This window comes from Rhizobium sp. RSm-3, assembly GCF_001854685.1.
Taxonomy (GTDB): domain Bacteria; phylum Pseudomonadota; class Alphaproteobacteria; order Rhizobiales; family Rhizobiaceae; genus Rhizobium; species Rhizobium ecuadorense.
This window is the reverse complement of the sequence record NZ_MAWZ01000035.1, coordinates 190,242-212,984: the sequence shown is the minus strand read 5'-3', so window position 1 is coordinate 212,984 and position 22,743 is coordinate 190,242. Positions and strand designations below refer to the sequence as shown.

26 protein-coding genes are annotated in these 22,743 nt (G+C 59.0%); 7 read left to right on the top strand and 19 right to left on the bottom strand.

Annotation, left to right across the window (positions count from 1 at the left end; genetic code table 11):
• Positions 1-27: 27 nt before the first annotated feature.
• Complete coding sequence (gene bcsN, locus BBJ66_RS23935) at positions 28-1,011, bottom strand: cellulose biosynthesis protein BcsN (protein WP_071090369.1); 984 nt, start codon at positions 1,009-1,011, stop codon at positions 28-30.
• Positions 1,012-1,320: 309 nt separating this feature from the next.
• Between bcsN and BBJ66_RS23930 the strand changes: the two genes are divergently transcribed.
• Positions 1,321-1,635, top strand: a complete 315-nt coding sequence (locus tag BBJ66_RS23930) for a DUF1236 domain-containing protein (RefSeq protein ID WP_071090366.1) — start codon at positions 1,321-1,323, stop codon at positions 1,633-1,635.
• A 63-nt stretch (positions 1,636-1,698) separates the two neighbouring features.
• On the opposite strand, the gene BBJ66_RS23925 is transcribed toward BBJ66_RS23930, so the two are convergent.
• Positions 1,699-3,345 carry an ATP-binding protein gene (locus BBJ66_RS23925; protein WP_071090363.1) on the bottom strand — a complete coding sequence of 549 codons (1,647 nt, stop codon included), beginning with the start codon at positions 3,343-3,345 and terminating at the stop codon, positions 1,699-1,701.
• Between the two features lie 269 nt (positions 3,346-3,614).
• Here BBJ66_RS23925 and BBJ66_RS23920 point away from each other — a divergent pair, with 269 nt between their 5' ends.
• Positions 3,615-3,962 (top strand): response regulator, encoded by a 348-nt coding sequence (locus BBJ66_RS23920; protein WP_049734002.1) that lies wholly within the window; start codon positions 3,615-3,617, stop codon positions 3,960-3,962.
• Between the two features lie 52 nt (positions 3,963-4,014).
• Here the strand turns inward: BBJ66_RS23920 and BBJ66_RS23915 are convergent, their stop codons facing one another.
• From BBJ66_RS23915 to BBJ66_RS23890, 6 genes are all read right to left on the bottom strand, one after another.
• The gene (locus BBJ66_RS23915; protein WP_049734001.1) at positions 4,015-4,554 is read right to left on the bottom strand and encodes a MerR family transcriptional regulator; all 540 of its coding nucleotides are present in this window, start codon (positions 4,552-4,554) and stop codon (positions 4,015-4,017) included.
• Positions 4,555-4,702: 148 nt separating this feature from the next.
• Complete coding sequence (locus BBJ66_RS23910) at positions 4,703-5,041, bottom strand: integration host factor subunit alpha (RefSeq protein ID WP_003574027.1); 339 nt, start codon at positions 5,039-5,041, stop codon at positions 4,703-4,705.
• Between the two features lie 106 nt (positions 5,042-5,147).
• Positions 5,148-6,119, bottom strand: a complete 972-nt coding sequence (locus tag BBJ66_RS23905; RefSeq protein ID WP_049734143.1) for a beta-ketoacyl-ACP synthase III — start codon at positions 6,117-6,119, stop codon at positions 5,148-5,150.
• 20 nt (positions 6,120-6,139) lie between these two features.
• Positions 6,140-7,186 (bottom strand): phosphate acyltransferase PlsX, encoded by a 1,047-nt coding sequence (plsX, locus tag BBJ66_RS23900; protein ID WP_049734000.1) that lies wholly within the window; start codon positions 7,184-7,186, stop codon positions 6,140-6,142.
• 98 nt (positions 7,187-7,284) lie between these two features.
• Entirely contained in the window at positions 7,285-7,839 is a 555-nt protein-coding gene (locus tag BBJ66_RS23895; protein ID WP_071090360.1) for a YceD family protein, read from the bottom strand.
• A 10-nt stretch (positions 7,840-7,849) separates the two neighbouring features.
• Positions 7,850-8,440, bottom strand: a complete 591-nt coding sequence (locus tag BBJ66_RS23890; protein ID WP_082336853.1) for a ubiquinol-cytochrome C chaperone family protein — start codon at positions 8,438-8,440, stop codon at positions 7,850-7,852.
• Between the two features lie 188 nt (positions 8,441-8,628).
• Here BBJ66_RS23890 and BBJ66_RS23885 point away from each other — a divergent pair, with 188 nt between their 5' ends.
• Positions 8,629-9,162: an outer membrane protein assembly factor BamE gene (locus BBJ66_RS23885; RefSeq protein ID WP_007626276.1), complete on the top strand. Its 534-nt coding sequence runs from the start codon at positions 8,629-8,631 to the stop codon at positions 9,160-9,162.
• 167 nt (positions 9,163-9,329) lie between these two features.
• Here BBJ66_RS23885 and BBJ66_RS23880 read toward each other — a convergent pair whose 3' ends face one another.
• The 4 genes from BBJ66_RS23880 to BBJ66_RS34635 form a co-directional block, all read right to left on the bottom strand.
• Complete coding sequence (locus tag BBJ66_RS23880; RefSeq protein WP_049733997.1) at positions 9,330-11,468, bottom strand: sodium-translocating pyrophosphatase; 2,139 nt, start codon at positions 11,466-11,468, stop codon at positions 9,330-9,332.
• Between the two features lie 198 nt (positions 11,469-11,666).
• Positions 11,667-12,149: a transcription antitermination factor NusB gene (gene nusB / locus BBJ66_RS23875; RefSeq protein ID WP_003587419.1), complete on the bottom strand. Its 483-nt coding sequence runs from the start codon at positions 12,147-12,149 to the stop codon at positions 11,667-11,669.
• A gap of 3 nt (positions 12,150-12,152) precedes the next feature.
• On the bottom strand, positions 12,153-12,608 hold the full coding sequence (ribH, locus tag BBJ66_RS23870) for a 6,7-dimethyl-8-ribityllumazine synthase (RefSeq protein ID WP_003574043.1): 456 nt from the start codon (positions 12,606-12,608) through the stop codon (positions 12,153-12,155).
• A gap of 3 nt (positions 12,609-12,611) precedes the next feature.
• Positions 12,612-12,821: a hypothetical protein gene (locus tag BBJ66_RS34635; RefSeq protein WP_128146107.1), complete on the bottom strand. Its 210-nt coding sequence runs from the start codon at positions 12,819-12,821 to the stop codon at positions 12,612-12,614.
• 130 nt (positions 12,822-12,951) lie between these two features.
• Between BBJ66_RS34635 and BBJ66_RS23865 the strand changes: the two genes are divergently transcribed.
• The 3 genes from BBJ66_RS23865 to BBJ66_RS23855 all read left to right on the top strand — a co-directional run bounded on the left by BBJ66_RS23865 (position 12,952) and on the right by BBJ66_RS23855 (position 14,518).
• The gene (locus BBJ66_RS23865; protein ID WP_071090357.1) at positions 12,952-13,311 is read left to right on the top strand and encodes a hypothetical protein; all 360 of its coding nucleotides are present in this window, start codon (positions 12,952-12,954) and stop codon (positions 13,309-13,311) included.
• 177 nt (positions 13,312-13,488) lie between these two features.
• Positions 13,489-13,992, top strand: coding sequence for a cupin domain-containing protein (locus tag BBJ66_RS23860; protein ID WP_071090354.1), 504 nt, complete (start codon positions 13,489-13,491; stop codon positions 13,990-13,992).
• Positions 13,993-14,002: 10 nt separating this feature from the next.
• Entirely contained in the window at positions 14,003-14,518 is a 516-nt protein-coding gene (locus BBJ66_RS23855; protein WP_071090351.1) for a GNAT family N-acetyltransferase, read from the top strand.
• Positions 14,519-14,618: 100 nt separating this feature from the next.
• On the opposite strand, the gene BBJ66_RS23850 is transcribed toward BBJ66_RS23855, so the two are convergent.
• Genes BBJ66_RS23850 through BBJ66_RS23820 form a run of 7 tightly spaced genes read right to left on the bottom strand, consistent with a single transcriptional unit; the run spans position 14,619 to position 20,554 of the window.
• Positions 14,619-15,497 carry a glycosyltransferase family 2 protein gene (locus BBJ66_RS23850; RefSeq protein ID WP_071090348.1) on the bottom strand — a complete coding sequence of 293 codons (879 nt, stop codon included), beginning with the start codon at positions 15,495-15,497 and terminating at the stop codon, positions 14,619-14,621.
• A gap of 45 nt (positions 15,498-15,542) precedes the next feature.
• Positions 15,543-16,295, bottom strand: coding sequence for a class I SAM-dependent methyltransferase (locus BBJ66_RS23845; RefSeq protein WP_071090345.1), 753 nt, complete (start codon positions 16,293-16,295; stop codon positions 15,543-15,545).
• 3 nt (positions 16,296-16,298) lie between these two features.
• Positions 16,299-16,742, bottom strand: coding sequence for a GNAT family N-acetyltransferase (locus BBJ66_RS23840; protein ID WP_071090342.1), 444 nt, complete (start codon positions 16,740-16,742; stop codon positions 16,299-16,301).
• On the bottom strand, positions 16,739-17,710 hold the full coding sequence (locus tag BBJ66_RS23835; RefSeq protein ID WP_071090339.1) for a hypothetical protein: 972 nt from the start codon (positions 17,708-17,710) through the stop codon (positions 16,739-16,741). Before BBJ66_RS23835 ends, BBJ66_RS23840 begins: the two co-directional genes overlap by 4 nt.
• Positions 17,707-18,675 carry an exo-alpha-sialidase gene (locus tag BBJ66_RS23830; protein WP_071090336.1) on the bottom strand — a complete coding sequence of 323 codons (969 nt, stop codon included), beginning with the start codon at positions 18,673-18,675 and terminating at the stop codon, positions 17,707-17,709. Before BBJ66_RS23830 ends, BBJ66_RS23835 begins: the two co-directional genes overlap by 4 nt.
• Before the next feature lie 56 nt (positions 18,676-18,731).
• On the bottom strand, positions 18,732-19,436 hold the full coding sequence (locus BBJ66_RS23825) for a WbqC family protein (RefSeq protein ID WP_071090333.1): 705 nt from the start codon (positions 19,434-19,436) through the stop codon (positions 18,732-18,734).
• An 11-nt stretch (positions 19,437-19,447) separates the two neighbouring features.
• Positions 19,448-20,554: a DegT/DnrJ/EryC1/StrS family aminotransferase gene (locus BBJ66_RS23820; protein WP_071090330.1), complete on the bottom strand. Its 1,107-nt coding sequence runs from the start codon at positions 20,552-20,554 to the stop codon at positions 19,448-19,450.
• 197 nt (positions 20,555-20,751) lie between these two features.
• On the opposite strand from BBJ66_RS23820, the gene BBJ66_RS23815 reads away from it, so the two are divergent.
• Positions 20,752-22,728 (top strand): hypothetical protein, encoded by a 1,977-nt coding sequence (locus BBJ66_RS23815; protein WP_071090326.1) that lies wholly within the window; start codon positions 20,752-20,754, stop codon positions 22,726-22,728.
• Positions 22,729-22,743 lie beyond the last annotated feature (15 nt).

Sequence of the window (22,743 nt, the reverse complement as noted above, 5' to 3'; positions counted from 1 at the left end):
ACCGCTCACACTTTTCGGCATCATGCTCTATCTCCGGCAGGCGGCCGTCATGACCGCGTCGCCTATGCAGTCCGGCGACGGCACGGTGACGCCGATCGCCCTTGCGGATTGTTCAACCGGCTGTTCGGGCGGGGCTGCCGCATCCGGCATAACCCTCGCCTGCGGCGCTTCGCCGGGCAGCGGCACGCGCGGGCCGATGGGCGCGGGCATCGGCGCGGCACCCTGTGCCGGTTGCGAAGCGCTGCGGGCGGGAGCTACCCGCGGCCGGGTGACAATGGCAGGTGCAGGTTCATAGCCGATCGGCATCGGGCTGGCGCGGTAGCCGCCCTGGTCAGGATAGATCGGCTCGCCGGTGCGCCCGAGCGCGGCATCGGCGGGCGGCGGATTGCCGTAAGGGTTCCAGATCTCCCCGTCGAAGGCGCCCGATATGGTATAGCCATAGACGATGCCGAGCAGCTGACGCTCGCTGGCGTTGGCGTCGCAGAGACGCAGGCGCAGCTGGATCATACCGAAATTGCGCGCCTGGGTGTTGGCGTTGACGCTCGAGCGAATCTGCTGCCAGGCATAAATGCAGGTGTCGCCGGCACGGCTGCGGCCGGCGGCATAACCGAAGGGGCCATAGCTGTTCTGCAGGAAGGTCGCCGACGTCGCCATCGGCACGCCGGGGGCCGAGCGCGCCACTTCGCGGGCGATGCCGCTCTCGTTGATCATGCTGAAGCCGGCATTGCCGGTGCCGGGGTTGGCCCCGGACGCGCCGAAGAACTGAACCTTCAGGAAGTTCTGGCCGGCGACGGAGGATGAGGTAAACAAGGAGACCGTCTGCTCGACGCCGTTGCCACGCTTGCGCTCGACGACGCTGACGATCGACGGGCCACCCGGCGGCGGCAGGACCAGCGCCTTTTCAGGCGCCACGGTCTCCGGCCCGGAGGGCTGGCGCACACCGCCTGTCGAGGTGCAGCCGGCCATCATGCCCACTACGGCCACCAGCGATATCGTCTTCCGCAAACGCATGTTTCGAGCCGCCGCAATCGTCTTTCCAGATATCCATTCGCAAACCGAAACGCGACGGACCTTCGAATCAACGACCACGCGGCCGTTCACAGGGTATAAATCGCCAACATGGTTAACGAACGGTAAACACCCGCGGCCCCTGACGAACGCGCACCGACAGTGATTCGAACAGATCAACCGTATGGTGCATAAATTGATATAGCAACACTTCCATTGCGCTCATGGCGCGCAGCCTTGAACGCGGGAGCGGGAACTATGCCCCATGGCCGGCGTTGCCTTGATGTCTCAGGTTAAAAAGGAGAACATCCCATGCGCAAGATCATGATGGCTGCGGCCGCCATGCTGACGATCAGCTCCGCCGCCTTCGCGCAGAGCACCGTCATCATCACCGATCCCGCCCCGACCGGCTCCGTCGTGCTGCCGGGCGAAGTTCGCACCTATGTGATGGAGCAAAACACGCCGTCCGTCGTCTATGAAGGCGATATCGCCGTCGGCGCGACGCTGCCCGATACCGTCGAAATACATACGGTGCCGAATATAGACGGCTATGGCTATACCGTCGTCAATGAGCGGCGCGTCATCGTCGAACCGAAGACGCACCGCGTGATCCAGGTCCTGGAATAGGGCCATCAGAAACAGTGGACGTGCGGCCGCCTGGCACAGGATGGCCCGGTTAAAGGAGCGGCTTCACGTCCTCTCGTCTTCCATTCTCGCCGGCACATTCAGAAGTTCGCGGATCTTGTGGGCGAGCTGCTCCAGGCTAAAGGGCTTGGCAAGCAGGGAGACGCCGTGATCGAGCACCCCGTTATGGACGATGGCATTGCGGGTATAGCCGGTGGTGTAGAGGATCCGGATCGCCGGCCATTTTTCCTGGACGATATCGGCAAGCTGGCGCCCGCTCATTTGCGGCATGACGATATCGGTGAAGATCAGGTCGACCTCCCGATTTTCTTCCAGAACGAGAAGAGCCTCCATGCCGCTTGCCGCCTGCAACACGGTGTAACCGAGTTCATGCAGGCTTTCGGCGGTCATGATGCGGACGTTCTCATCATCCTCCACTACCAGGATCGTATCGTTGACGCTGCCCTGAGGGATGGGCTTGGCGCCTGAGGCACTCAGCCTGGCGTCCGTCGCGCCGACATGACGGGGCAGATAGATCTTCACCGTCGTGCCCCTGTCGATCTCCGAATAGATCTTGATGTGGCCGCCGCTCTGCTTGATGTAGCCGTAAACCTGGCTGAGGCCGAGACCGGTGCCCTTGCCGGGTCCCTTGGTCGTGTAGAACGGGTCGAATGCCCGCTCGATCACGTCGGGCGACATGCCGGTGCCGGTGTCGGTCATGCTGATCATCACATATTGGCCGGCTTCGACCTCCGAATGCATGCGGGAATATCGCTCGTCGAGTTCAGTATTGGCGGTCTCGACGGTGAGATTGCCGCCGCCAGGCATGGCGTCGCGGGCGTTGACGGCAAGGTTCAGGATGGCGTTCTCAAGCTGGCTCAAATCGGCAAAGCTCGGCCAGAGGCCGCCGGCCAGCACTGTCTCGATCCGGATCTGCTCGCCGAGTGTACGCCGCAGCAGTTCCGACATGCCGCCGACCAGCTTGTTGAGGTCGATCACTTCAGGGGCGAGCGGCTGCTGACGCGAAAAAGCGAGAAGACGGGCGGTCAGGACCGCGGCCCTCTGGGCGCCGTCTTTGGCATTCTGGATGGAGTTCAGCAGGCGGGGATCCTCCTGTCCGGTCATCCGCCGCTGGGCGAGATCGAGATTGCCGATGATGATCGCCAGCATATTGTTGAAATCATGAGCGACGCCGCCCGTGAGCTGGCCGATCGTCTCCATCTTCTGCAACTGACGCACCTGCGCCTGCGCGGAAGCATTCTCTTCCATCTCGTGCCTGAGTTCGGCGGTACGCTGGACCACCGTCTGTTCAAGGCGGGTGTTGAAACTGTTAAGCTCCTCGCGGAGGCGGCTCTGCCGACCATGCGCGATGATGATCATTTCCATCAGGCCGATGATGATCACCGCATTGATGAGATAGGTTGAAAGCCCAACCCATTGGCCGGCGCTGACCGGCCAGAAGATATCTTGCGGCTCGACGAAAAACTGCTGGACGATGAAAGCGGCCAGTATCGCTGCGACGAAGCCCGGCCCCGCGCCGCCTATGAAACTCGCCAGCAATATCGCCGGAAGGAAGCTCAGGAAGGGAAAGCCGGAGAGATAGTCGCTGACGGCAAGCCTCAGAAGAAACGTCAGGCCCACGAAGGCAACGGCCAGCGGATATGTATAACCCGGCCTATGACGCAGCCAATCCGTGGCGCTCAGCAAATCCATTCCAGACCCCTCCTTACGGCATCGCGTCTTTTCAGACCTGCAAAGAACGCCGTAACACTTTGAATCACTGCATAGTTTTATCCTAAAATCGAATCCGATTTAAGAATTATGCAGTCGCCGTTGCGCAGACGGCATCTCAGCTTTTACACATCGAATTTCACCCGGCAATATGCTGTTTCTCGCACTGCCGGGCACGACGTCTTGACGAGCCGTGCCAGGAGTCCACATAAATCCGCATGCCCGGCAAGGGGAAATGGGTGGACGGGAACATGAAAGACATATTCATCGTCGAAGACGACGCGCTGATTGCCATGCTGCTCGAGGACATGCTCGCCGATCTCGGCTACCGGGTTTGCGCCAGCGCGCCCGATCTGGAACGGGCGCTGGCCGCCGCCAGGGACACGGAATTCGACGCTGCGATTCTCGACGTCTCGCTTGCAGGGCAGAGCTCGCTGCCGGTTGCAAAACTGCTCGACGAACGCGGCAAACCCTATGTCTACGCGACGGGATATGGCGCGCCTCCTGCCGGCAGCAGCCCAAGCACATTGCCCGTGCTGCAAAAACCCTTCCAGCTCAGCGAACTCGAACAGACGATGAAGCGGCTTACCGAAGCCTGATGCCCGTTGCCGGAAGCGTGCCGCGGTTCCGGGACAACCATAAGAGTTCCGGTCAGCGCACCTGATCGAGCAGACGCTTGCATTCCAGCAGGTCGTAGAGCGCCTCCTGCAGCAATGCCCTGTCTTCCTTGCCGACGCTCGACTTGCCGATCGAGACTTCCTGTTCGTCCTCGCCAGCCACAAAATTGAAGAAGCGGCGGGTAATCGGCGGCTTGGCGCGGCCGACAATCTGATCTTCGTCGGCCATGCCGACGCGTGGTTCCCCGGCACTCGTCTCCTGAACGCCCGATGCAAGCGCCTCGACGCTGGCGAGATCGCCGTGGCCAACCGAGATGACGAACTTGTTGCCGTTGGTTTTCAGAAGCTTCTGCACACCCTTGATCGTATAGCCGTGATCATAGAGCAAATGCCGGATACCCTTGAGGAGATCCACATCCTCGGGCCGGTAGTAGCGACGGCCGCCGCCGCGCTTCATCGGCTTTATCTGCGGGAAACGCGTCTCCCAGAAGCGCAGCACATGCTGCGGCAGATCAAGATCGTCTGCGACTTCGCTAATGGTGCGAAAGGCATCGGGGCTCTTGTCCAACGTCATACTGCTACGCGACCTCGCGGCTCGATCTTACGGCGACTCATCATATTTCAACGGTTTGGCGCCGACAATTCAAGTCATGTCTCGACGTTGCGCACAACGCAGGACAGTGCGAAGGGAAAAAAGCCGTTCAGAAACGGCAAGCCGATGATCAGGAGGCCGGATTCTGCGGCTTCAGCTTGACCTTGCGAGACACATGCGCCTTGAGGATGCGCGTCTTCAGCACGTTCGACGCCTTGAAAGTCATGACCCGGCGGGGAGAAATCGGAACCTCTTCGCCAGTCTTCGGATTGCGGCCGATCCGCTCGTTCTTGTCGCGCACCTGGAAAGTGGCGAAGGAGGACAGCTTGACGGTTTCACCGCGCACGATGGCGTTGCAAACTTCGTCGATGACGGTTTCCACAAGTTCCGCAGATTCGGTCCGGGAAAGCCCGACCTTTCGGAAAACGGATTCCGCCAGGTCTGCTCGCGTCACTGTTTTTCCGGTCATGGTTTCCCCGCCCATTACAAATATTTTGTGAAATCGCGCAAAGAGTATTTGTCTTGCGCCTTACGGTCAAGCTCTTGTTCGCCGTCAGTTTTTTTTGGATTCGTGGTTACCAGCGCAGCAGAACGGCGCCCCAGGTGAAACCGCCGCCCATCGCTTCGAGCATCACCAGGTCGCCCTTCTTGATGCGGCCGTCGCCGGCAGCGGTCGCGAGCGCGAGCGGGATCGAGGCCGCCGAGGTATTGCCGTGCAGATCCACGGTGACGACGACCTTCGCCGCATCGATGTTCAGCTTCTTGGCCGAGCCGTCGATGATGCGCCGATTGGCCTGATGCGGCACCAGCCAGTCGAGGTCCTCGGCGGTGGTGCCTGTGGAATCGAAGGCAGCCTGAATGACATCGGTAATCATGCCGACGGCGTATTTGAAGACCTCGCGGCCTTCCATGCGCAGCTTGCCGACGGTGCCCGTCGTCGACGGTCCGCCATCGACATAGAGCTTTTCCTTGTGCGAGCCATCGGAACGCAGATGCGCGGTCAGCACGCCGCGATCGGCAACGGTGCCCTCGCCTTCGGCCGCTTCGAGCACGATCGCGCCGGCGCCGTCACCGAACAGCACGCAGGTGGTGCGGTCGTTCCAGTCGAGAATGCGTGAAAAGGTTTCAGCGCCGATGACGAGAACGCGCTTGGCAAGCCCGCCGCGGATATAGGCATCCGCCGTCGTGACCGCATAGACGAAACCGGTGCAGACGGCCTGAACGTCGAAGGCGAAGCCGTGGCTCATGCCGAGGCGGTTCTGGATATTGACCGAGGTTGCCGGAAAGGTGTTATCCGGCGTCGATGTGGCGCAGATGATCATATCGATATCGGCGGGCGTCAGTCCGCCATTGGCAAGGGCGGCACGCGCGGCGGCCTCCCCCAGCGAGGCCGTCGTCTCGTCATCACCGGCGACATAACGCTGGCGGATGCCGGTGCGCTGGACGATCCATTCGTCCGACGTGTCGACGATCGCCTCCATGTCACCATTGGTCATCACGCGCTTCGGAAGTGCGGCTCCGAACCCGCGAACCACTGAACGGATCATATTCGATTGAACCCCATTGCTCATGCAGCTTCCGGGCCCATCGGGGGCAGCCGCTTGGCATGATATTTCTTAAGATCGTTTTCTATTTTCTGATTGAGGCCGTTCTTGGCCATATCATAGCCGACTTCGATGGCCGCTGCGATGCCTTCGGCATTCGCCCCGCCATGGCTCTTGATGACAATGCCGTTCAGGCCGAGAAACACGCCACCATTGACCTTGCTCGGATCGAGCTTCTCGCGAAGCAGGTCGAAGGCGCTTTTTGCAAAGAGGTAGCCGATGCGGGCAAGCAGCGTGCGCGACATGGCGGCACGCAGATATTCGGCGATCTGCTTGGCGGTGCCTTCGGCGGTCTTCAAAGCGATATTGCCTGAGAACCCTTCGGTGACGACGACGTCGACCGTGCCCTTGCCAAGGTCGTTGCCCTCGACGAAGCCGGAATATTCGAGCGAATCGATGTTCGCCTCGCGCAGCAGCCGGCCGGCCTCCTTGACCTCTTCCTGGCCTTTCATCTCCTCGACGCCGACATTCAGAAGGCCGATCGTCGGACGCTCGACCTCGAACAGCGCCCGCGCCATGGCGCCGCCCATCAGGGCGAAATCCATCAACTGCTGCGCATCGGCGCCGATCGTCGCGCCGACATCGAGCACGATGCTCTCACCCTTCAGCGTCGGCCAGATCGCCGCGATCGCCGGGCGCTCGATATTGGCCATGGTGCGCAGACAGAACTTCGCCATCGCCATCAGCGCCCCGGTATTGCCGGCCGAGACCGCGACATCGGCCTCCCCGGTCTTCACCGCCTCGATCGAGCGCCACATGGTGGAGATATAACGGCCGCGGCGCAGCGCCTGGCTCGGCTTCTCACCCATGCTGACGGCAAGCTCGCAATCGTGAAAAAGCGATTTTTCCTTGAGTTTCGGAAATTTTGCGAGAACCGGATCGCACTGTTCCTTGAGACCGTAGAAAACGAAGAAAATATCCGGATGCCGGTCCAGCGCCTTGGCGGCGCCTGGGATGACAACCTGGGGACCAAAGTCGCCACCCATGAGGTCGAGAGATATTCTGATCACGCGTCCCTGATCCTTCTTTTCGCCGAGGGCGAAATTTCGGCCAAAATACCGGTTTTGGCGTCGCTTACAACTGAATTATGTCAAATGCCAGAGGCGCTTCAGTCCTTTTTCCAATCCTTGAGGGCAGCGAAAGCCGAGGGCTTTTTGTCGTCCTCGCCGCTATCCTCGATATGGCCTGCGAATTCGATGCCCCCCTTGCGCGGATAGGGATCGATCGCAAGAGCGGCGAATTCGACAACCACCTCGCCGGCATCGATCGTATCGCCGACAAAGGTTTCGGGCAGATCGGGACCGTCGGGATCGAGCAGCATCTCGCCGGCATCATTGCCGGCCTGACGGGCAAGCTTGGAACCTTCAGGCACGAAGATCTGCTCGAAGCTCTCGTCGATGGCGGATTCGACCGGCTCCAGCGTCACGACGCAGGACTGGACGATTTTCGCCTTCACGCGGCCCTTGATGCGCACGCCGTCGCGCTTCCAGCGGGCAATCTGCAGATCGGCGCTGAGATCGTCGACGGAGACGACGTTCCAGCTCTCGGCAAGCGCCTTCAATTCGCTGGCGTCGGCCTCGACATGAACCTCGACGGGATTGGCCGAGATATGGCCGACCTTGACGTGATAGGAGAAGGGAACATCGTCCCGATGGCTCTTCATGATTTCCTCCTTAAGCAACTGGCGGGAGCGTTGCCGAACCGGTGGCGATCTCCTCTTCGGCGAGAGCCGACAGATGCGATTCCGCGGCGATCATCCAGCTTGCGAGGCCGGACATATCGGCCGGCGCCGGGCTTTCCGGATAGATATTGCGCGTGAGCGCCAGGGCCAGCGCTTCGGTATCACCCGTGTCCATCGCCTTCGAATAGGCTTCGAGCCGGCCGTAAAACATGCCGGCGAGCTTCTTCATGCGCTTCGGCACGCTGTTATCGCCAATGCCGAGTTCGCGGATCGAATAGTCGATATCCTGGAAGAAGGCGTCGACAATCTCCTGGGCGATCTCCTGGCCGCTCACGGCGGAGCTGCGCGTGCGGCGGAAAAACAGAATCATGGCGATCGACAGCATCTCGAAACGGCCCATGACCGTATCCGGCACATTGAGCCGCTCATAGATCTCCGGCATGCGCGCGGCCGCCGTCAGCAGCGCATATTGCCTGTCGACGATTGCCTGATTGTTGTTTTTCCTACGGAACAGCCCGAAGATCATTGTTTTTTCCGGAAATGCCTCATTCTTCACGCCGGCTGGCCTCTGGCCTTGTTGCATGATTTCGAAAGCTGGTTTACCGAAGCAGGCGCGAATTGCAATGCTGATCGTGGCCAGTTTCGGGACGACGCCCTCGATGCGTCAGCGAAGCGAATTCGGGATATTCGACCCGGAATGGCCACAATGGTTTTGCAGGAGGTAAAGCGTGCAAGGCCCCAAATGGCTGCTATCGACACTCAAGGGAGTAGATGTCGTTGAAGAAACGGTATTTCAAGTCTGACGTGAAATTCTTCAGCAGTGCGGCCATTGCCTTTATAATCGCCTCCACCACAGCTCTTTCCGGTTGCCAGACCAGCACCGTGCTCAATGGCGGATACGTCGCCGATCAGCAATCGCTGAACCTCGTTCCTGAGGGATCCAGTCGCGAGCAGGTGCTGCTTTCGCTCGGCACCCCGTCGACGACCGCGACCTTCGACGGCGAAGTCTTTTATTACATCTCGCAGCGGCGCACGCGTGCGGTCGCCTTCCAGAAGCTGAAGGTCGTCGACCAGAGCGTTCTGGCGGTCTATTTCGACAAGGACGGCGTCGTCAGCCGCCGCGCCAATTATGCGCTGCAGGACGGCAAGGTGTTCGACACGATCGGACGCGTCACGCCGACCGGCGGCAAGGAACTCACCTTCCTGCAGCAGATGCTATCCGGCGGCAGCGCTGCAAGTGCTGCCCGCAGCCTGTTCGGCGGCGGCGCCGGCGGCACACCGCAGAATCCGAGCAGCCTGCGCTGATCGGCTGCAGCGCCGCGCGCCATCCGAGACGCGCAAAGGACGCTGTCACTCTTTGAATCTACGCATCGGCCCGATGCGTTAGAGACCTCCAATAAAAAACCCGCCTTCCGGCGGGTTTTTTATTGGTCAGGGTATGGCACCGCGGCGAACCGCTGTGCCTGGATGTATCAACCGGCGAGAACGGCGAGCAGCAGCAACGCGACGATGTTGGTGATCTTGATCGCCGGGTTGACGGCAGGGCCGGCGGTATCCTTGTAGGGATCGCCGACGGTATCGCCGGTGACGGAAGCCTTGTGCGCATCCGAACCCTTCATGTGACGCACGCCGTCCTTGTCGACGAAGCCGTCCTCGAAGCTCTTCTTGGCATTATCCCAGGCGCCGCCGCCCGATGTCATCGAGATGGCGACGAAGAGACCGTTGATGATGACGCCGAGCAGCGATGCGCCAAGCGCGGCGAAGGCCGAGGCCTTGGAGCCGGAGATGAGCAGCACGCCGAAATAAACGACGATCGGGGCCAGCACCGGCAGCAGCGACGGCACCAGCATTTCGCGGATGGCGGCCTTGGTCAGAAGGTCGACGGCCTTGCCGTAGTCCGGCTTGTCCGTGCCCTGCATGATGCCCGGCTTCTCCTTGAACTGACGGCGCACCTCTTCAACGATCGAGCCGGCGGCGCGGCCGACGGCCGTCATGGCGATGCCGCCGAAGAGATAGGGGATCAGGCCGCCGAACAGCAGGCCGGCGACGACATAGGGGTTCGACAATTCGAACGAGATTTCGCCGATATTGGCGAAATAGGGATATTGGTCGCCATGGGCCGCGAAATACCTCAGGTCGTTGGCGTAGGCGGCAAAGAGCACCAGCGCGCCGAGACCGGCCGAGCCGATCGCGTAGCCCTTGGTGACAGCCTTGGTGGTGTTGCCGACGGCGTCGAGCGCGTCGGTCGACTTGCGCACCTCAGGCGGCAGATGCGACATTTCGGCGATGCCGCCGGCATTGTCGGTGACCGGGCCGAAGGCGTCGAGAGCGACGATCATGCCGGCAAGGCCGAGCATGGCGGTGACCGCGATGCCGGTGCCGAACAGGCCGCCGAGCTGATAGGTGGCAAGAATGCCGCCGACGATGACGATGGCCGGCAGGGCGGTCGATTCCAGCGAGACCGCCAGGCCCTGGATGACGTTGGTGCCGTGACCGGTCACCGACGACTGGGCGATCGACACGACCGGACGCTTGCCGGTGCCGGTGTAGTATTCGGTGATGACGACGATCAGCGCGGTGACGACGAGGCCGACAAGGCCGCAGACGAAGAGGTTCGTGCCGGTCACGTCGGCGCCGGCGACGGTGCCGAGCGAGCCCCAGCCAACCGTCAGCGAGGTGGCGGCGCCGAGACCGACGATCGACAGCAGGCCGGTGACGATGAGCCCCTTGTAGAGAGCGCCCATGATCGAGCCGTTCGAGCCGAGCTTGACGAAGAAGGTGCCGATGATCGAGGTGATGATGCAGGCGCCGCAGATCGCCAGCGGATAGATCATCGCGGACTGGAGGATCGGTGCGCCGGCAAAGAAGATAGCAGCGAGAACCATGGTGGCGACGACGGAGACCGCATAGGTCTCGAAGAGGTCGGCGGCCATGCCGGCGCAGTCGCCGACATTGTCGCCGACGTTATCGGCAATCGTTGCCGGATTGCGCGGATCGTCCTCGGGAATGCCGGCTTCCACCTTGCCGACGAGGTCGCCGCCGACATCGGCGCCCTTGGTGAAGATGCCGCCACCAAGACGGGCGAAGATCGAGATCAGCGAAGCGCCGAAGCCGAGCGACACCAGCGCATCGATGACTTCGCGCGAACCGCTCTCATGGCCAAGGCCAAAGGTCAAAATGGTATAGTAGATGGAGACGCCGAGCAGGGCGAGGCCGGCCACCAGCATGCCGGTGATCGCACCAGACTTGAAGGCGATGTCGAGACCGGCGGAGAGGCTGGCGGAAGCCGCCTGGGCGGTGCGCACATTGGCGCGGACGGAGACGTGCATGCCGATGAAACCGGCAGCCCCGGAAAGCACGGCACCTATCAGAAAGCCGATGGCGGCCGTGGCGGAAAGAAGCAGCCAGGCTGCGATGAAAACAACGACGCCAACGAGGGCAATGGTTCTGTACTGGCGCGTCAGATAGGCTTGGGCGCCTTCGCGGATATAGCCCGCGATCTCCTGCATGCGGCTATTGCCCTGATCGGCGGCAAGCACCGACCGGGTTGCCCAGGCGGCATAGACCACCGAGAGCAGACCGCATGCGATTACGCATAAAAGAATCGTCATTTCGCTCTTTCCTCCCATAGGCCGGAGATCACTCCTCCTCCGGCAGATACGCCGCCGAATCGCCTTCCTCTCCACAGAAATGCCACAGCTAAGCGGTGCGGAGATTGCGTGGTCGATCACGTGGCGTCAAGACCGCAACCGGCGAAAACCGTTGCAGTGCGAAGAAAGACTTAGGGAGATTGTTTGGCGGCTAAAGACTTACTTCTTCGTCTCGCCGCGAACCTGCTTGGCAATGCGGTCGAGCACCGCATTGACGAGCTTCGGCTCGTCGTCGTCGAAGAAGGCCTGGGCGATCTCGACATATTCGGTAACGATGACCGCCACGGGCACGTCCTTGCGGTCGGTGATCTCGAAGACGCCGGCGCGCAGAATGGCGCGCACGGTACTGTCGAGGCGCGACAAGGCCCAATCATCCTGCAGGGCTGCGGCAATCAGCGGATCGAGACGGGTCTGATCGCGCACGACGCCGGAAACGATCGAACGGAACCAGCCGGCATCGGCCTTCAGATAGGTCGCGCCGTCGAGTTCCTGGCCAAGACGGTGCGCCTCGTATTCGGCGACGATTTCCAAAACGCCGGTGCCGCCGACATCCATCTGATAAAGTGCCTGAACGGCAGCAAGACGGGCAGCGCCCCGCTGGTTTGCAGTCTTGACCGGCCGTTCCGTCTTGTCGTCGTTCATTCTTTATGCACCCAGTTTCTGCTTCAGCTCGATCATCGTCAGAGCCGCGCGGGCGGCAAATCCGCCCTTGTCCTTGTCCGAGCGGCGCGCACGCGCCCATGCCTGTTCGTCATTTTCGACGGTCAGAATGCCGTTGCCGATGGCAAGCGACTCGCTGACCGCAAGATCCATCAATGCGCGCGAGGATTCGTTCGACACGATATCGAAGTGATAGGTCTCGCCGCGAATGACCATGCCAAGGGCGACATAGCCATCATAATGCGTTCCGCCATTGTCGTCTCCATCGAGCGACATGGCAATCGCCGCCGGAATTTCCAGTGCGCCGGGAACGGTGACGACCTCGAAGGTGGCGCCGGCCTGTTCCAATGCGAAGGTCGCGCCTTCGAGCAGGGCGTCGGCCATGTCGTCGTAGAAGCGGGCCTCAACGATCAAAATATGGGGAGCGGTCTCTCTCGGCATGGTTCACCTTCGTTTTGTGGGGCGTTTTCCACTCGGCAGCCCGCGGTCAAAACATGCCTTCACCAGAATGGCAAGCACTTTCGCCCGATGCCGCAGCACCAAAGAGGAAATATCCGCAAGGGGATAGCCGCGCCACGACCGCACCGCTCGGCAGGCCTTTCGAACCAGTTTTTCCGCATGCCTGGAAAACGGCAATTCGAAGGCGGATTTCATGAACAATTCTTAATGGGTTTTCAGTGACTTAACCTATTGAATCGCGCGGAGAAGAACGCCAATTCCATGTCGTGACAGACGATCCCCTGCAACGACAGCCGACCGTCAAAGCAGATGAAAGGATATAATCATGAACCGCGTTGTCACTATCACCCTCGCTGCAGCCCTCTCCTCCCTCGCATTTGCCGGCGTCAGCCGGGCCGAAAGCCTCGGGATGAATACTGCCCAGGGCATCGAGCAGACACTCCGGACCTTCCACGGCAGTGATTTCAACGTCGAGCAGGTCCATAACTGGCGCAATCTCGACGACGAGAGCACCGGGCCGCGCTCGGCGCCGGAACGTTCCGGCCAGGCCGTTCATGCCATCCAGGCCTCGATCGACGCCAACAGGTCGCTGGCCCATCGGCTCAACAACGAGGGCGTCGACGTCCGCAACATCGTCAATGCCGAACAGGCAGCCGACGGAAGCCTGACCTTCTACGTCCGCTGACGCTTCAGCGCATCGCGTCCCTTTCGGTGCGCGGCGCTCAAAGCATGGGCGGCGGTCTCCTCTCCGCCCATGCTTTTCTCCGCCTATGCCTTTCTCCGCTTATGTCGGCGATTTTCCAGAAAACCATTGAATTTTCACAGGCGATGATGGTTTCTCTTCCTGCAACAGGAGGACATCATGGCCAGGGAATCGAAGGCGGTGATCAATATCGCCGATCTCAAGCTCGACCACTGGCAACAGGGCGCGCTCTATGAAAGCCTCGACACTTCGTTCGGCACCCTTCTCGGCCTGACCGGCCTCGGCGTCAGCTACAACGAGGTGCCGCCGGGCAAATCCGGCTGCCCCTTCCACAATCATCATGTCGAAGACGAGCTTTTCTACGTGATATCGGGCACCGGCGAATACCGCTTCGGCGACGAGCGCCATCCGATCGGGGCGGGAGACGTGCTCGGCGCCCCGTCCGGCGGGCCGGAGACGGCGCACCAGATCATCAACACAGGCACGGCTCCGCTCGTCTATCTCGGCATCTCGACGATGGCGAAGACCGAGATCGTCGAATACCCCGATTCCGGAAAGTTTCTCGCCAAGACCAACAGGGGCGATAGCAAACCTCAACGCTTCCGCCATATCGGCCGGCCGGAAAGCGATCTCGACTATTGGGACGGCGAGCCCGGCGCCTGAAGGACCCGATATGACCGACATTCCAACTCTCGAAACCGAGCGGCTGACGCTCCGCCCTCACCGCCTCGACGATTTCGAGGCACATGCGGGACTCTGGGCGGACGAGCATGTGGTTCGCTTCATCAGCGGCATCCCCTCGACGCGCGAGCAGAGCTGGAGCCGCATGCTGCGGATTGCCGGCATGTGGCATCATATGGGCTTCGGCTTTCTCGCAATCGAGGAAAAGGCGAGCGGCCGGTTCATCGGCGAAGCGGGATTCATGGAATCGCGCCGCGAGATGGAACCGTCGATCGAGGGAACGATGGAACTCGGCTGGGCGCTGATGCCCACAGCGCATGGCCGCGGTTATGCCACCGAGGCGCTGACCGCGCTGATCGGCTGGGCGGAGCGCTATTTCCCGGGGAAGCCGATGCGCTGCATCATCAACCCGGAGAACCAGGCTTCGCTCAGGGTCGCAGCCAAACTCGGTTTTCGCGAAACCACGCGCACGCAGTATAGCGGCGAGATCATTCAGTTTTCGCGGTAGGGAATGCCGCCAAGGGGCAGCGTGGCGCAGAGCGTCCACCGCACCGGCCCGATGCTCGTGGAATGCGGAGTTGCGAATGCCCGAGGGCGCGCTACTTTCTTTACATCAGCGCTTCTTCGATTTGTGCAATTCTTGCTCCAAGCTGAGGGAACGAATTCTGCCAGTACCGGTAGATATTCAGCAGGTTGCGATATGAGGTAGGCAGGTCGCTTGCCGGCAAATAGCCTTTTTCAAACGCAAAATTTAGCACGTCCTCATAGTAAGTGATTGCATAGATGAACTTCCAGTTGACCTGCGGGTTCGAGGTGGCGTTCTCATGGCGCCTGAAATAGGAAAGCGGTGTAGGATGAATGACGAAATCGCCGAGCTGCGCCAGTTCCACCCAGGCTGACAAATCAATCAAGCCAGGAAAGAGATCGCCTTCCATCTTATACAATCGGAATTGACCATTGCTATCGAATGCGTCCTCCTTCCGAAATAAAGCCGTTGTGTACTCTCCAACCAAATTGACGTGGTTGAGAGCCGTCAACCGCAAGAAGTCGTCGCCAGAAACGATCTTGAGGCTATCTCCGGAAGCGTTGAAGTGGTTGATGAAGCCGGTAGTGTGATTTTTCCCGTCAATCAAATAACGAGGAGAAAACGAAAGGCGCGTGTTTCTTTCCTTTGTCGACTCTAGCGCCTCTAGCAGGAACTGTATGCAGAAAGGGTGTAGCACGTCGTCATCAAATAAGAATTTGATGTATTCGCCGCTCGCAATTTCTACCAGTCTGCGCACATTGCTTTCGGGACCGGGATTCGGATTGCGGCTGTATTGGACAAACCCGTCGTAGTTCCTGCAGATCGCTTGAATTTCATCAGTCGGACAATCATCCGACACCAGAATTTCGACATCGGTGAAGCTTTGAGCTAACGCGCTTCGCAGGCACAGTTCGAAATAGTCGGCCTTGTATGCGGGAATACAGATCGATACGCGCGGCATCGGACATCCTTGGAATTCAGAAGTTGAGTTCGGGTAAAGCGCAGCCTATTGCGCTCGGCCGGCTTCACACATGAGAAAGATGCTGGCGCAAAGATCCGGATAGACTTGCCCCAGCTGATAGCAACCCTCCAGATATTCACTGGAAATGATGTCCGTCTGAAGTAAGCGATCCCACTGGAAATTTGCCAGAGCTTTGAAGAAAACGCCGGACCGATGCACAACGTTCAATCCAGCCAATCTTGCATCGCGCTCCAGGGTATCCAGTGAATATGTGATGCGGTGACCATGCTCCGCTTCCGCTTTCGTGATTGCGGAATTATGGCTTATCAAACCCATTTTGACAGCGATCTGGCGGGACGGGGCATTCGCATTCGGGCATACCAGGAAGAGCCTGCCCCCATCCGATAGCCATTCGTCATTGATGCGCTTCAGCACGCCTACCGGATCGTCCAAATGCTCGAGAACATGAGTCAGCAGGACATTGTCATAGCGCTTGGGAAGCTTCGCGTCTTCGAACACGTCATTGATAAATGTCAGGCCGTCGCCAAGTTCGTTCTGCGCGACAGCTATTGCCTCATCGGAGGCTTCTACACAGGTGATATCGTCGAAATAGGGAACAATCCTTTTCGTGAAATCGCCCCGGAAACTTCCGAGTTCAAGCAGGCTTCCCGAGCGGAAAAAGGGCATGAAAGACTTCAGCATATAATGATGCATGACGTCAAAATCGAAGTTGTATGCGTAGCGATGATCACTAGCATCCTTGATTTCACTATTATAATCGCGCTTCTTCTCAGCCATCTTCTACCCCAAATCTCGCTTCATCGTCAGCATTGACTGTTCGCTATCCAGCACCACGAACCCATATCTGCGATAGACAGCGACGGCGGTCGTGTTTTTCGCCTCGACCTCGAGGCGTATCGTTTCAAACCTCTTCTGCCTGGCCAAAGCCATGCTCCGCTCAAGCAACGCTCCCGCTATCCCCCTGCCGCGCCATTCTTCAAACACACTTAGATTCGTAATGAATGCCGATGTCTGTTGGGGATCGTTGCAATATATGGCCAGAAGCCCGATCAACCTACCGTCAGACCACGCCTCAAAGCGCTCGGCATTGAGCAGGATTTTTAACGCATAAGCGTCGATGTCCACGCGTGCGCGAAGCCCCTCGGCGAAAACGGTTCCGCATTCATTCAAGTGGTAGGCGATGTCGCTTGCCGAAGCGAGGTTGTGGCCCCAATCCGGCGTCATGCAGCACGTTCCAATATTGCAGCGCCGAATCCATGCCGGCCAAACTGGTTTCCGTTATAGAGTATGTAAATTGACCCATCCGCCTCAAAGACGTGTGGATAGCACAACATGTCGGAATCCCATTCGCCGTCCGTTCCTTCAATCCCCAATTCAAGGTCATCGCGTGACCAGTTGATCAGATCGTGGGAATAGGCGTGGCCGATTTGATAGCCGCGTTTCCTGTTAGTGCGAAAATCCGACGATTGCCGATAGCAGAAGAACATATGATAGCGATCACCGATCCGGATGACGGTCGGCAGAGCTTGGCTCTCGTCGGCACCAAGCCGATCCGATATGATTTGCCTGCCTTCCTCCTTCTGCCAATTGATGCCGTCTGGCGAGGTCGCATGACCAATTTTATAGGTGCGATCCGGAGGCGCGCCCGGGGAGTATTCTTTCCACCCAGTCCCGAAAATGTACCACATGTGAAAGATGCCATCGATGAACTTCACAAAGCCGTCGCCGACCAGGCACGGCTCGTTGAGAGACGCCGACAAAACCGGCCCATCGCCGATCCTCTTGAACGTCATCCCGTCGTCGTCACTGAGGGCAAGCCCAATTGCGGTATCGACCGAGACCGCAACCCTTCGATTCCAGCCGCATGTGTAACCGTAGATCTTCCCTTCGTGTCGCAACACATTCATCGGGAAGATGCCATGCTCGTCAAAGCAACCGAGTTTGCCGAGTTCAATAACCGGCCTGTCGGAAACGCGAATGGCCCGCTCGAGAGTCTTATCCATATCGACGAAAGCGACATGGCTGAGATATTTGCCGTTCACGTCAGTTGCGCGCGTTGAGAAGTAGATTCTTATAAAGTCATCGAAAACGAGCGCCTGGGGCGACTGCGCAAACTCGACACAGCCTGCGGGCAGATGATGCTGCGTGGGATCAAATATCTTGCCCAGTTTCTTCCATCGCATCTTGGTCATGCGTCACCGAGCTTTCCGTCGAGAACAGCAAGGCCGAAGCCGTTGCGCCCGACCTGATTGCCGAGATAGGCCATATAGGTCTTGCCATCCAACTCGAAGACATGCGGGTAGCTAACCATCTCATCATCCCACCCTGTGTCGGACACTGTCAGCCCCGCTTTGCTATCGTCACGTTGCCAGTTGACCAGATCGTTGCTCGAGGCGTAGCCGATCCGGTATCCTTTTTCCTTGCCGCGATAGTTCGTGCTGTGGCGATAGCAGAAGAACATGTGGTAGCGTCCCCCGGCAAAGATCACATCGGGGCTCGCCTGTGCCTCATCGGCCTCGACGACAGATTCGATCAAATCTCTGTTCGCCTTCGTCCAGTGCACGCCATCTTCAGAGGTGGCTAGACGGATTTTGTACACAGGCTCCGCACGCCCATCGGCCATGATCCACTTCGAACCAGAGATATAGAACAGATACCACCGGTCGTTAAAACGCCGAATCTTGGGACCACTCAGGACGAAGGGTTCATCCGGCGAGTATGGCACGACGGGTCCGCAGCCCGCCTTAGAGAAGGTCCGGCCTTCGTCCGTGCTCAAGGCCAATCCTATACCGACGTTGAAAGGCACGGATTCGCATCGCGTCCAGCCGGCATAGTAAGCGCGTATGAGATCGCCATCCCTCGCTACGGAGATCGGATAAGTACCAAATTGATCGAACTCGCCGAGACCGCCCAATTCCAGGACCGGGCGTTCGCTGATCCGTATGATCTTAAACAAGTCGGCCCTATCCACGTCAACATAAGCAGAATGCGAGACATATTGCCCGGCCTGATCTGCTGGTGGGCGGCAGGAAAAGTATATTCGCACAAAATCGTCGAAAAGCAGCGTTGCGGGCGCTTGAGCAAACTCCTTAAGCCACGGACGATCAGTCACCTCCTGCGGTGTAAAAACCTTGCCTAACTTCTTCCATTTGAACATTGCTTCACCGATATCTTCTTCTTGGCAGACCGCCGAAAGGAAACACTTGTCCGCATCTAAGGTTGAATGAGCTCATACGCACCCAGCATATTCCCCTGAATCTCTTCCACCGAATTGAACATGATGACATCCACCATTGACAGCCAGGGCACGAAATCAGCGCCGAACTGAGAATATTCCACACACTTCGACTTGATGAATTTCAGCTCTATACCGCGCGCAGCAAACGCGTCTTGAGAGTAAAGTTCCATCCCCCCTATTGCATTCACATAGACCTCCGCGCCCGCTGTTTCGCAAAGTGCCAAAACCTTTTCCTGGGCCTTGAGATCGTGATTTATCGCTATTTCAGAGGAAACGGCGAAGTCCGTCCTAATGCCAAGGTAGCCGCAAATTTCTCTGATTGAGTTGAAAATATAGAAAAAAAGATTGTCGTCCGGGAAGCCTATCGCCTGCTCGATCACCGGGAAAGCACGGGAAAAAAATGGCGCACGTCGATAAGCGCCTTGAATTTGATTCAGCAGCTTGTTGCGGTCGAAGTCTGGCGACAGGCTGCGTTCGCACACGTCTAAACTATCCGGCGCGGCCTTCAGCGGCAGAGAGAATGTGGCGTCCCGGCCGTCACGCAACATGCGGTTTCGGTTAATCCAGCCTTTTTTCGTGTATTTGATATTGTCGTAGACGATGAATTTATCGACCGCACTGATCAGCTGAAAGTAGCCAATGTAAGGAAAGAAATACGGCTGCATAATAGCCAGTTTCATTTCATCCATCCCTAAGAAGCAATGATCGCGCAGACCTTGTCGACGATCTCCATTTCCATATCGGGATAGATGGGAAGGCAGAGCACCTGTTGTGCGGCTTCGGTTGCGACCGGCAGATTCGCGGGCTGCGCGGAAGGCAGGCTGCGGTACATCGAAAAGCTTGAGATCAGCGGATAGAAATAACGGCGCGGATGAATGCCGTTTTCCTTCAGAAGCTCATAGAGCCCATCGCGTGAAATGGGATAGCCAGGGCGTACGAGGATCGGGAAATAAGAGAAATTGGAAACCGTCTCGCCGGAACGGTCCAGACATTCTATGCCCGCAACGCCGCGGAGCCGCTCACGGTATGCAGCATCGATGATCTCACGCTTTTCGAGTACGAAGTTGATGTATTTCAGCTGCAACAGGCCGAGCGCAGCGTTGAATTCGCTCATCTTGCCGTTCGTGCCTGGCGCCACCACGGTCACTTCATCGACGTAACCGAAATTCTTCAGCTGGTCGATGCGGGTCTTCGTCTTGACATCAGGGCAGATGATGGCCCCGCCCTCGAATGTGTTGAAAACCTTCGTCGCATGGAAACTGAGGATAGAGAGGTCGCCGTGATTGAGAACGCTTCCCCGTTCGTCTTCCACGCCGAAGGCATGGGCGGCATCATAGATGACCTTGAGATTGTAGAGATCGGCGATCTTCTGGATCGCATCGACGTCGCAAGGGTGGCCGTAGCAATGCACCGGCATGATCGCCGTCGTCTGCTGCGTGATCGCTGCCTCGATCTTCGCTGGATCGAGATTGAGCGTCACCGGATCGATGTCGACGAAGACGGGCTTTAAGCCGTTCCAGAGAAGCGAATGCGAAGTGGCCACGAAGGAATAAGGCGTGGTGATGACTTCGCCGGTGACGCGGAGGGCCTGAAGCGCCGTCAGCAACGCAACGGTGGCGTTCGAAAACAGGCTGATGTGCTTCACGCCGAGATGGCTGCAGAGCTCCTGCTCCAGTTGCTCGTGGAAAGGCCCGCCATTGGTCAGGATGCGATTGTTCCAGATAGCTTCCAGCGAAGGAATGAATTCTTCGAGCGGCGGCAGGCTGGGCTTCGTTACATAGATCTTTTCGTTTTTCATGACGCCGTCCAAAGTTGGGCACTAGCACGCAATTGGCCTGGCGCGAACATCACGGCTTAACCTGTTCCCAGGCTGACCAGCGAAATTCCTGCCCAACAGTGTGGCGCAAGCTTCACGTCCAATAGTCGACACCAGAACCAGCCCGAATGCCGTTTCGTGAATCACGAAAACGGTAGCCATGCGCGAAGGACGACGCCTTGACGATCAATCAGCCCATTTCTTCTTTGCCGGCCGGTCTTCCTGATCTGGCGCTTCTCACGGAGAAAGCGGCCGGCACGGGATCCGTCATTATCTATCAGCCTTACCTCGATGCTTCGCAACGCAGCCAGCTCGACGCGGCGGCCATGCCGTTGGACATCTCGTTCAATACGCAGGCGACGACCCGCGAATACGAACTCTTTCTCACGCTGCATCAGCATCATGAGGCGATCGGTCTCGGCGACGACGTGTTCTGGGGGCTGCTTTCGAGCAAATTCGAGATGAAGTCGGTGACGAGCTTCCCGTCCTTCGTCACGGAAGCGGAAAAGGCCAGGGAGGAAGGTGCGGACGCCTATCTTTACAATCCGCTGATCGGCCACGCGGCGATCTACAGCAACGTCTGGGAACATTCGCTGCTTGGCGGTCATCCCGGCATGGAGCCGATCTTCCTGCATCTCCAGGAGCTCGGCTATCCGATCGCGCCGCCGCAGGACAAGATTGCCTTCCTGTTCTGCAACTATTTCTGCGGCAACCGGAAATTCTGGTCCGGCTATTTCGCCTTTTGCGAACGCATTCTCGAATCGCTGGAAAACCAGGCGCGCGCCGGCACGGCGGCGGGCAACGCCTATTCCGGTACGGCTCACTACTCACGCGATGCCAACGCGAAGATGCGCCCCTTCGTGATTGAGCGTCTGCTCGGCCTTTATGTTCAGCAGGCTATCGCCTCCGGATTGAAGATCGCCGCCTTCGTGCCGACCCTTGCCGATTTCGAATGGAAGTTCGGTGTCCGCCTCGGCCGGATGCTGCATGGCCTCTTCGCCGCCAAGGAAGCCTTTCTGCGGAGCCGTGAAGATGCTCTCCTGACCGCGTGGCAGCAAGGCCGCCAGCCGCTCATCAAGCAGCCGCATCTGATCTGGGGGGCCGATGATCCGCCCGCCTGGATGCCGCGCGGCCAGTTTATTGGCGGCCGCGAATTGACGCGCGCCTATGCTGCGCAGGCTTCCGGCGCCTCTCCGGTGCCGCAGCAGCCGGTAAGGACGGAAAGGCCCGCTATACCGGCCGCGCCGAAAATCGAGCAGCCGCTCGGCAACCTGTTGCAGCCCTTTGCCGGCGGATGGCAGGCACACAAGGACCGTCATTGCATCTGGATCGTGACGCCGGAAAACTACAATCACAGCCACGCCTTCGACGAAGTCGCGCTCGGCCTGCAGGGCGCCTTCGAGGAACTCGGCGGCTCGGCGCCGATTACCCGCGACATGAACGCATTCGCCGGCCGTGCACCGATCATCTACGGCGGCAACCTTCTCGCGCCCGAAGTCGTCAGCCATCTGCCGAAGGACAGCGTCGTCATCAATCTCGAGCAGGTGTCCGAAGAAAGCAGTTGGATCAATTCGCGTTACACCTCGATCCTGAAGTCACTTCCGGTTCTCGACTACAGCCCGCGCAACCGGCAAAATCTCGCCGCCAAGGGCATCGATCACGCCGGCGTGCTCGAAATCGGCTATAGCCGCTGCCTTAGCCAGATAAGTCACGCCGCCGTCAAAGATATCGACGTGCTCTTCTACGGCTCGATGAACGAACGCCGCCACCATATTCTGAAGACGCTGAAGGACGGCGGGCTCAAGGTCGCGCATCTCTTCAACATCTATGGTGCGGAACGCGATGCGGCGATTGCGCGCTCCAAGATCGTGATCAACATCCATCATTATGCGAGCGGCGTCTTCGAGATCGTGCGCATTTCCTATCTGCTCGCCAATCGCGTCTGCGTGCTGACGGAAGGCGACATCCGCGATCCGGACCTCCAGCCCTTCATCGGCGGCTTGGCAATCGAGCCCTATGACGACATGATCGAGCGCTGCTACAAGCTGATCGCAGATGCCGACGAGCGCGATGCCATTGCCGCAGCAGGTCTTGCCGCCATGCGGAGCCGCTCGCAGGCGGACATGCTGATGAGCGTCATGAAGGCGGGCGCCTGATGAAGGCCACAGAAA

What these genes read in the sequence shown, in the direction of transcription:
- BBJ66_RS23825 (WP_071090333.1), bottom strand. Translation starts at nt 19,436, where the DNA reads ATGAAACTGGCTATTATGCAGCCGTATTTCTTTCCTTACATTGGCTAC.
- BBJ66_RS34635 (WP_128146107.1), bottom strand. Translation starts at nt 12,821, where the DNA reads ATGAAATCCGCCTTCGAATTGCCGTTTTCCAGGCATGCGGAAAAACTG.
- nusB (WP_003587419.1), bottom strand. Translation starts at nt 12,149, where the DNA reads ATGAACGACGACAAGACGGAACGGCCGGTCAAGACTGCAAACCAGCGG.
- BBJ66_RS23930 (WP_071090366.1), top strand. Translation starts at nt 1,321, where the DNA reads ATGCGCAAGATCATGATGGCTGCGGCCGCCATGCTGACGATCAGCTCC.
- bcsN (WP_071090369.1), bottom strand. Translation starts at nt 1,011, where the DNA reads ATGCGTTTGCGGAAGACGATATCGCTGGTGGCCGTAGTGGGCATGATG.
- BBJ66_RS23905 (WP_049734143.1), bottom strand. Translation starts at nt 6,119, where the DNA reads ATGATCCGTTCAGTGGTTCGCGGGTTCGGAGCCGCACTTCCGAAGCGC.
- BBJ66_RS23910 (WP_003574027.1), bottom strand. Translation starts at nt 5,041, where the DNA reads ATGACCGGAAAAACAGTGACGCGAGCAGACCTGGCGGAATCCGTTTTC.
- BBJ66_RS23885 (WP_007626276.1), top strand. Translation starts at nt 8,629, where the DNA reads ATGTCGTTGAAGAAACGGTATTTCAAGTCTGACGTGAAATTCTTCAGC.
- BBJ66_RS23835 (WP_071090339.1), bottom strand. Translation starts at nt 17,710, where the DNA reads ATGACCAAGATGCGATGGAAGAAACTGGGCAAGATATTTGATCCCACG.
- BBJ66_RS23830 (WP_071090336.1), bottom strand. Translation starts at nt 18,675, where the DNA reads ATGTTCAAATGGAAGAAGTTAGGCAAGGTTTTTACACCGCAGGAGGTG.
- BBJ66_RS23895 (WP_071090360.1), bottom strand. Translation starts at nt 7,839, where the DNA reads ATGAAGAGCCATCGGGACGATGTTCCCTTCTCCTATCACGTCAAGGTC.
- BBJ66_RS23840 (WP_071090342.1), bottom strand. Translation starts at nt 16,742, where the DNA reads ATGACGCCGGATTGGGGCCACAACCTCGCTTCGGCAAGCGACATCGCC.
- BBJ66_RS23890 (WP_082336853.1), bottom strand. Translation starts at nt 8,440, where the DNA reads ATGCAACAAGGCCAGAGGCCAGCCGGCGTGAAGAATGAGGCATTTCCG.
- BBJ66_RS23920 (WP_049734002.1), top strand. Translation starts at nt 3,615, where the DNA reads ATGAAAGACATATTCATCGTCGAAGACGACGCGCTGATTGCCATGCTG.
- BBJ66_RS23820 (WP_071090330.1), bottom strand. Translation starts at nt 20,554, where the DNA reads ATGAAAAACGAAAAGATCTATGTAACGAAGCCCAGCCTGCCGCCGCTC.
- BBJ66_RS23845 (WP_071090345.1), bottom strand. Translation starts at nt 16,295, where the DNA reads ATGGCTGAGAAGAAGCGCGATTATAATAGTGAAATCAAGGATGCTAGT.
- ribH (WP_003574043.1), bottom strand. Translation starts at nt 12,608, where the DNA reads ATGCCGAGAGAGACCGCTCCCCATATTTTGATCGTTGAGGCCCGCTTC.
- BBJ66_RS23880 (WP_049733997.1), bottom strand. Translation starts at nt 11,468, where the DNA reads ATGACGATTCTTTTATGCGTAATCGCATGCGGTCTGCTCTCGGTGGTC.
- BBJ66_RS23850 (WP_071090348.1), bottom strand. Translation starts at nt 15,497, where the DNA reads ATGCCGCGCGTATCGATCTGTATTCCCGCATACAAGGCCGACTATTTC.
- BBJ66_RS23855 (WP_071090351.1), top strand. Translation starts at nt 14,003, where the DNA reads ATGACCGACATTCCAACTCTCGAAACCGAGCGGCTGACGCTCCGCCCT.
- BBJ66_RS23925 (WP_071090363.1), bottom strand. Translation starts at nt 3,345, where the DNA reads ATGGATTTGCTGAGCGCCACGGATTGGCTGCGTCATAGGCCGGGTTAT.
- BBJ66_RS23915 (WP_049734001.1), bottom strand. Translation starts at nt 4,554, where the DNA reads ATGACGTTGGACAAGAGCCCCGATGCCTTTCGCACCATTAGCGAAGTC.
- BBJ66_RS23860 (WP_071090354.1), top strand. Translation starts at nt 13,489, where the DNA reads ATGGCCAGGGAATCGAAGGCGGTGATCAATATCGCCGATCTCAAGCTC.
- BBJ66_RS23865 (WP_071090357.1), top strand. Translation starts at nt 12,952, where the DNA reads ATGAACCGCGTTGTCACTATCACCCTCGCTGCAGCCCTCTCCTCCCTC.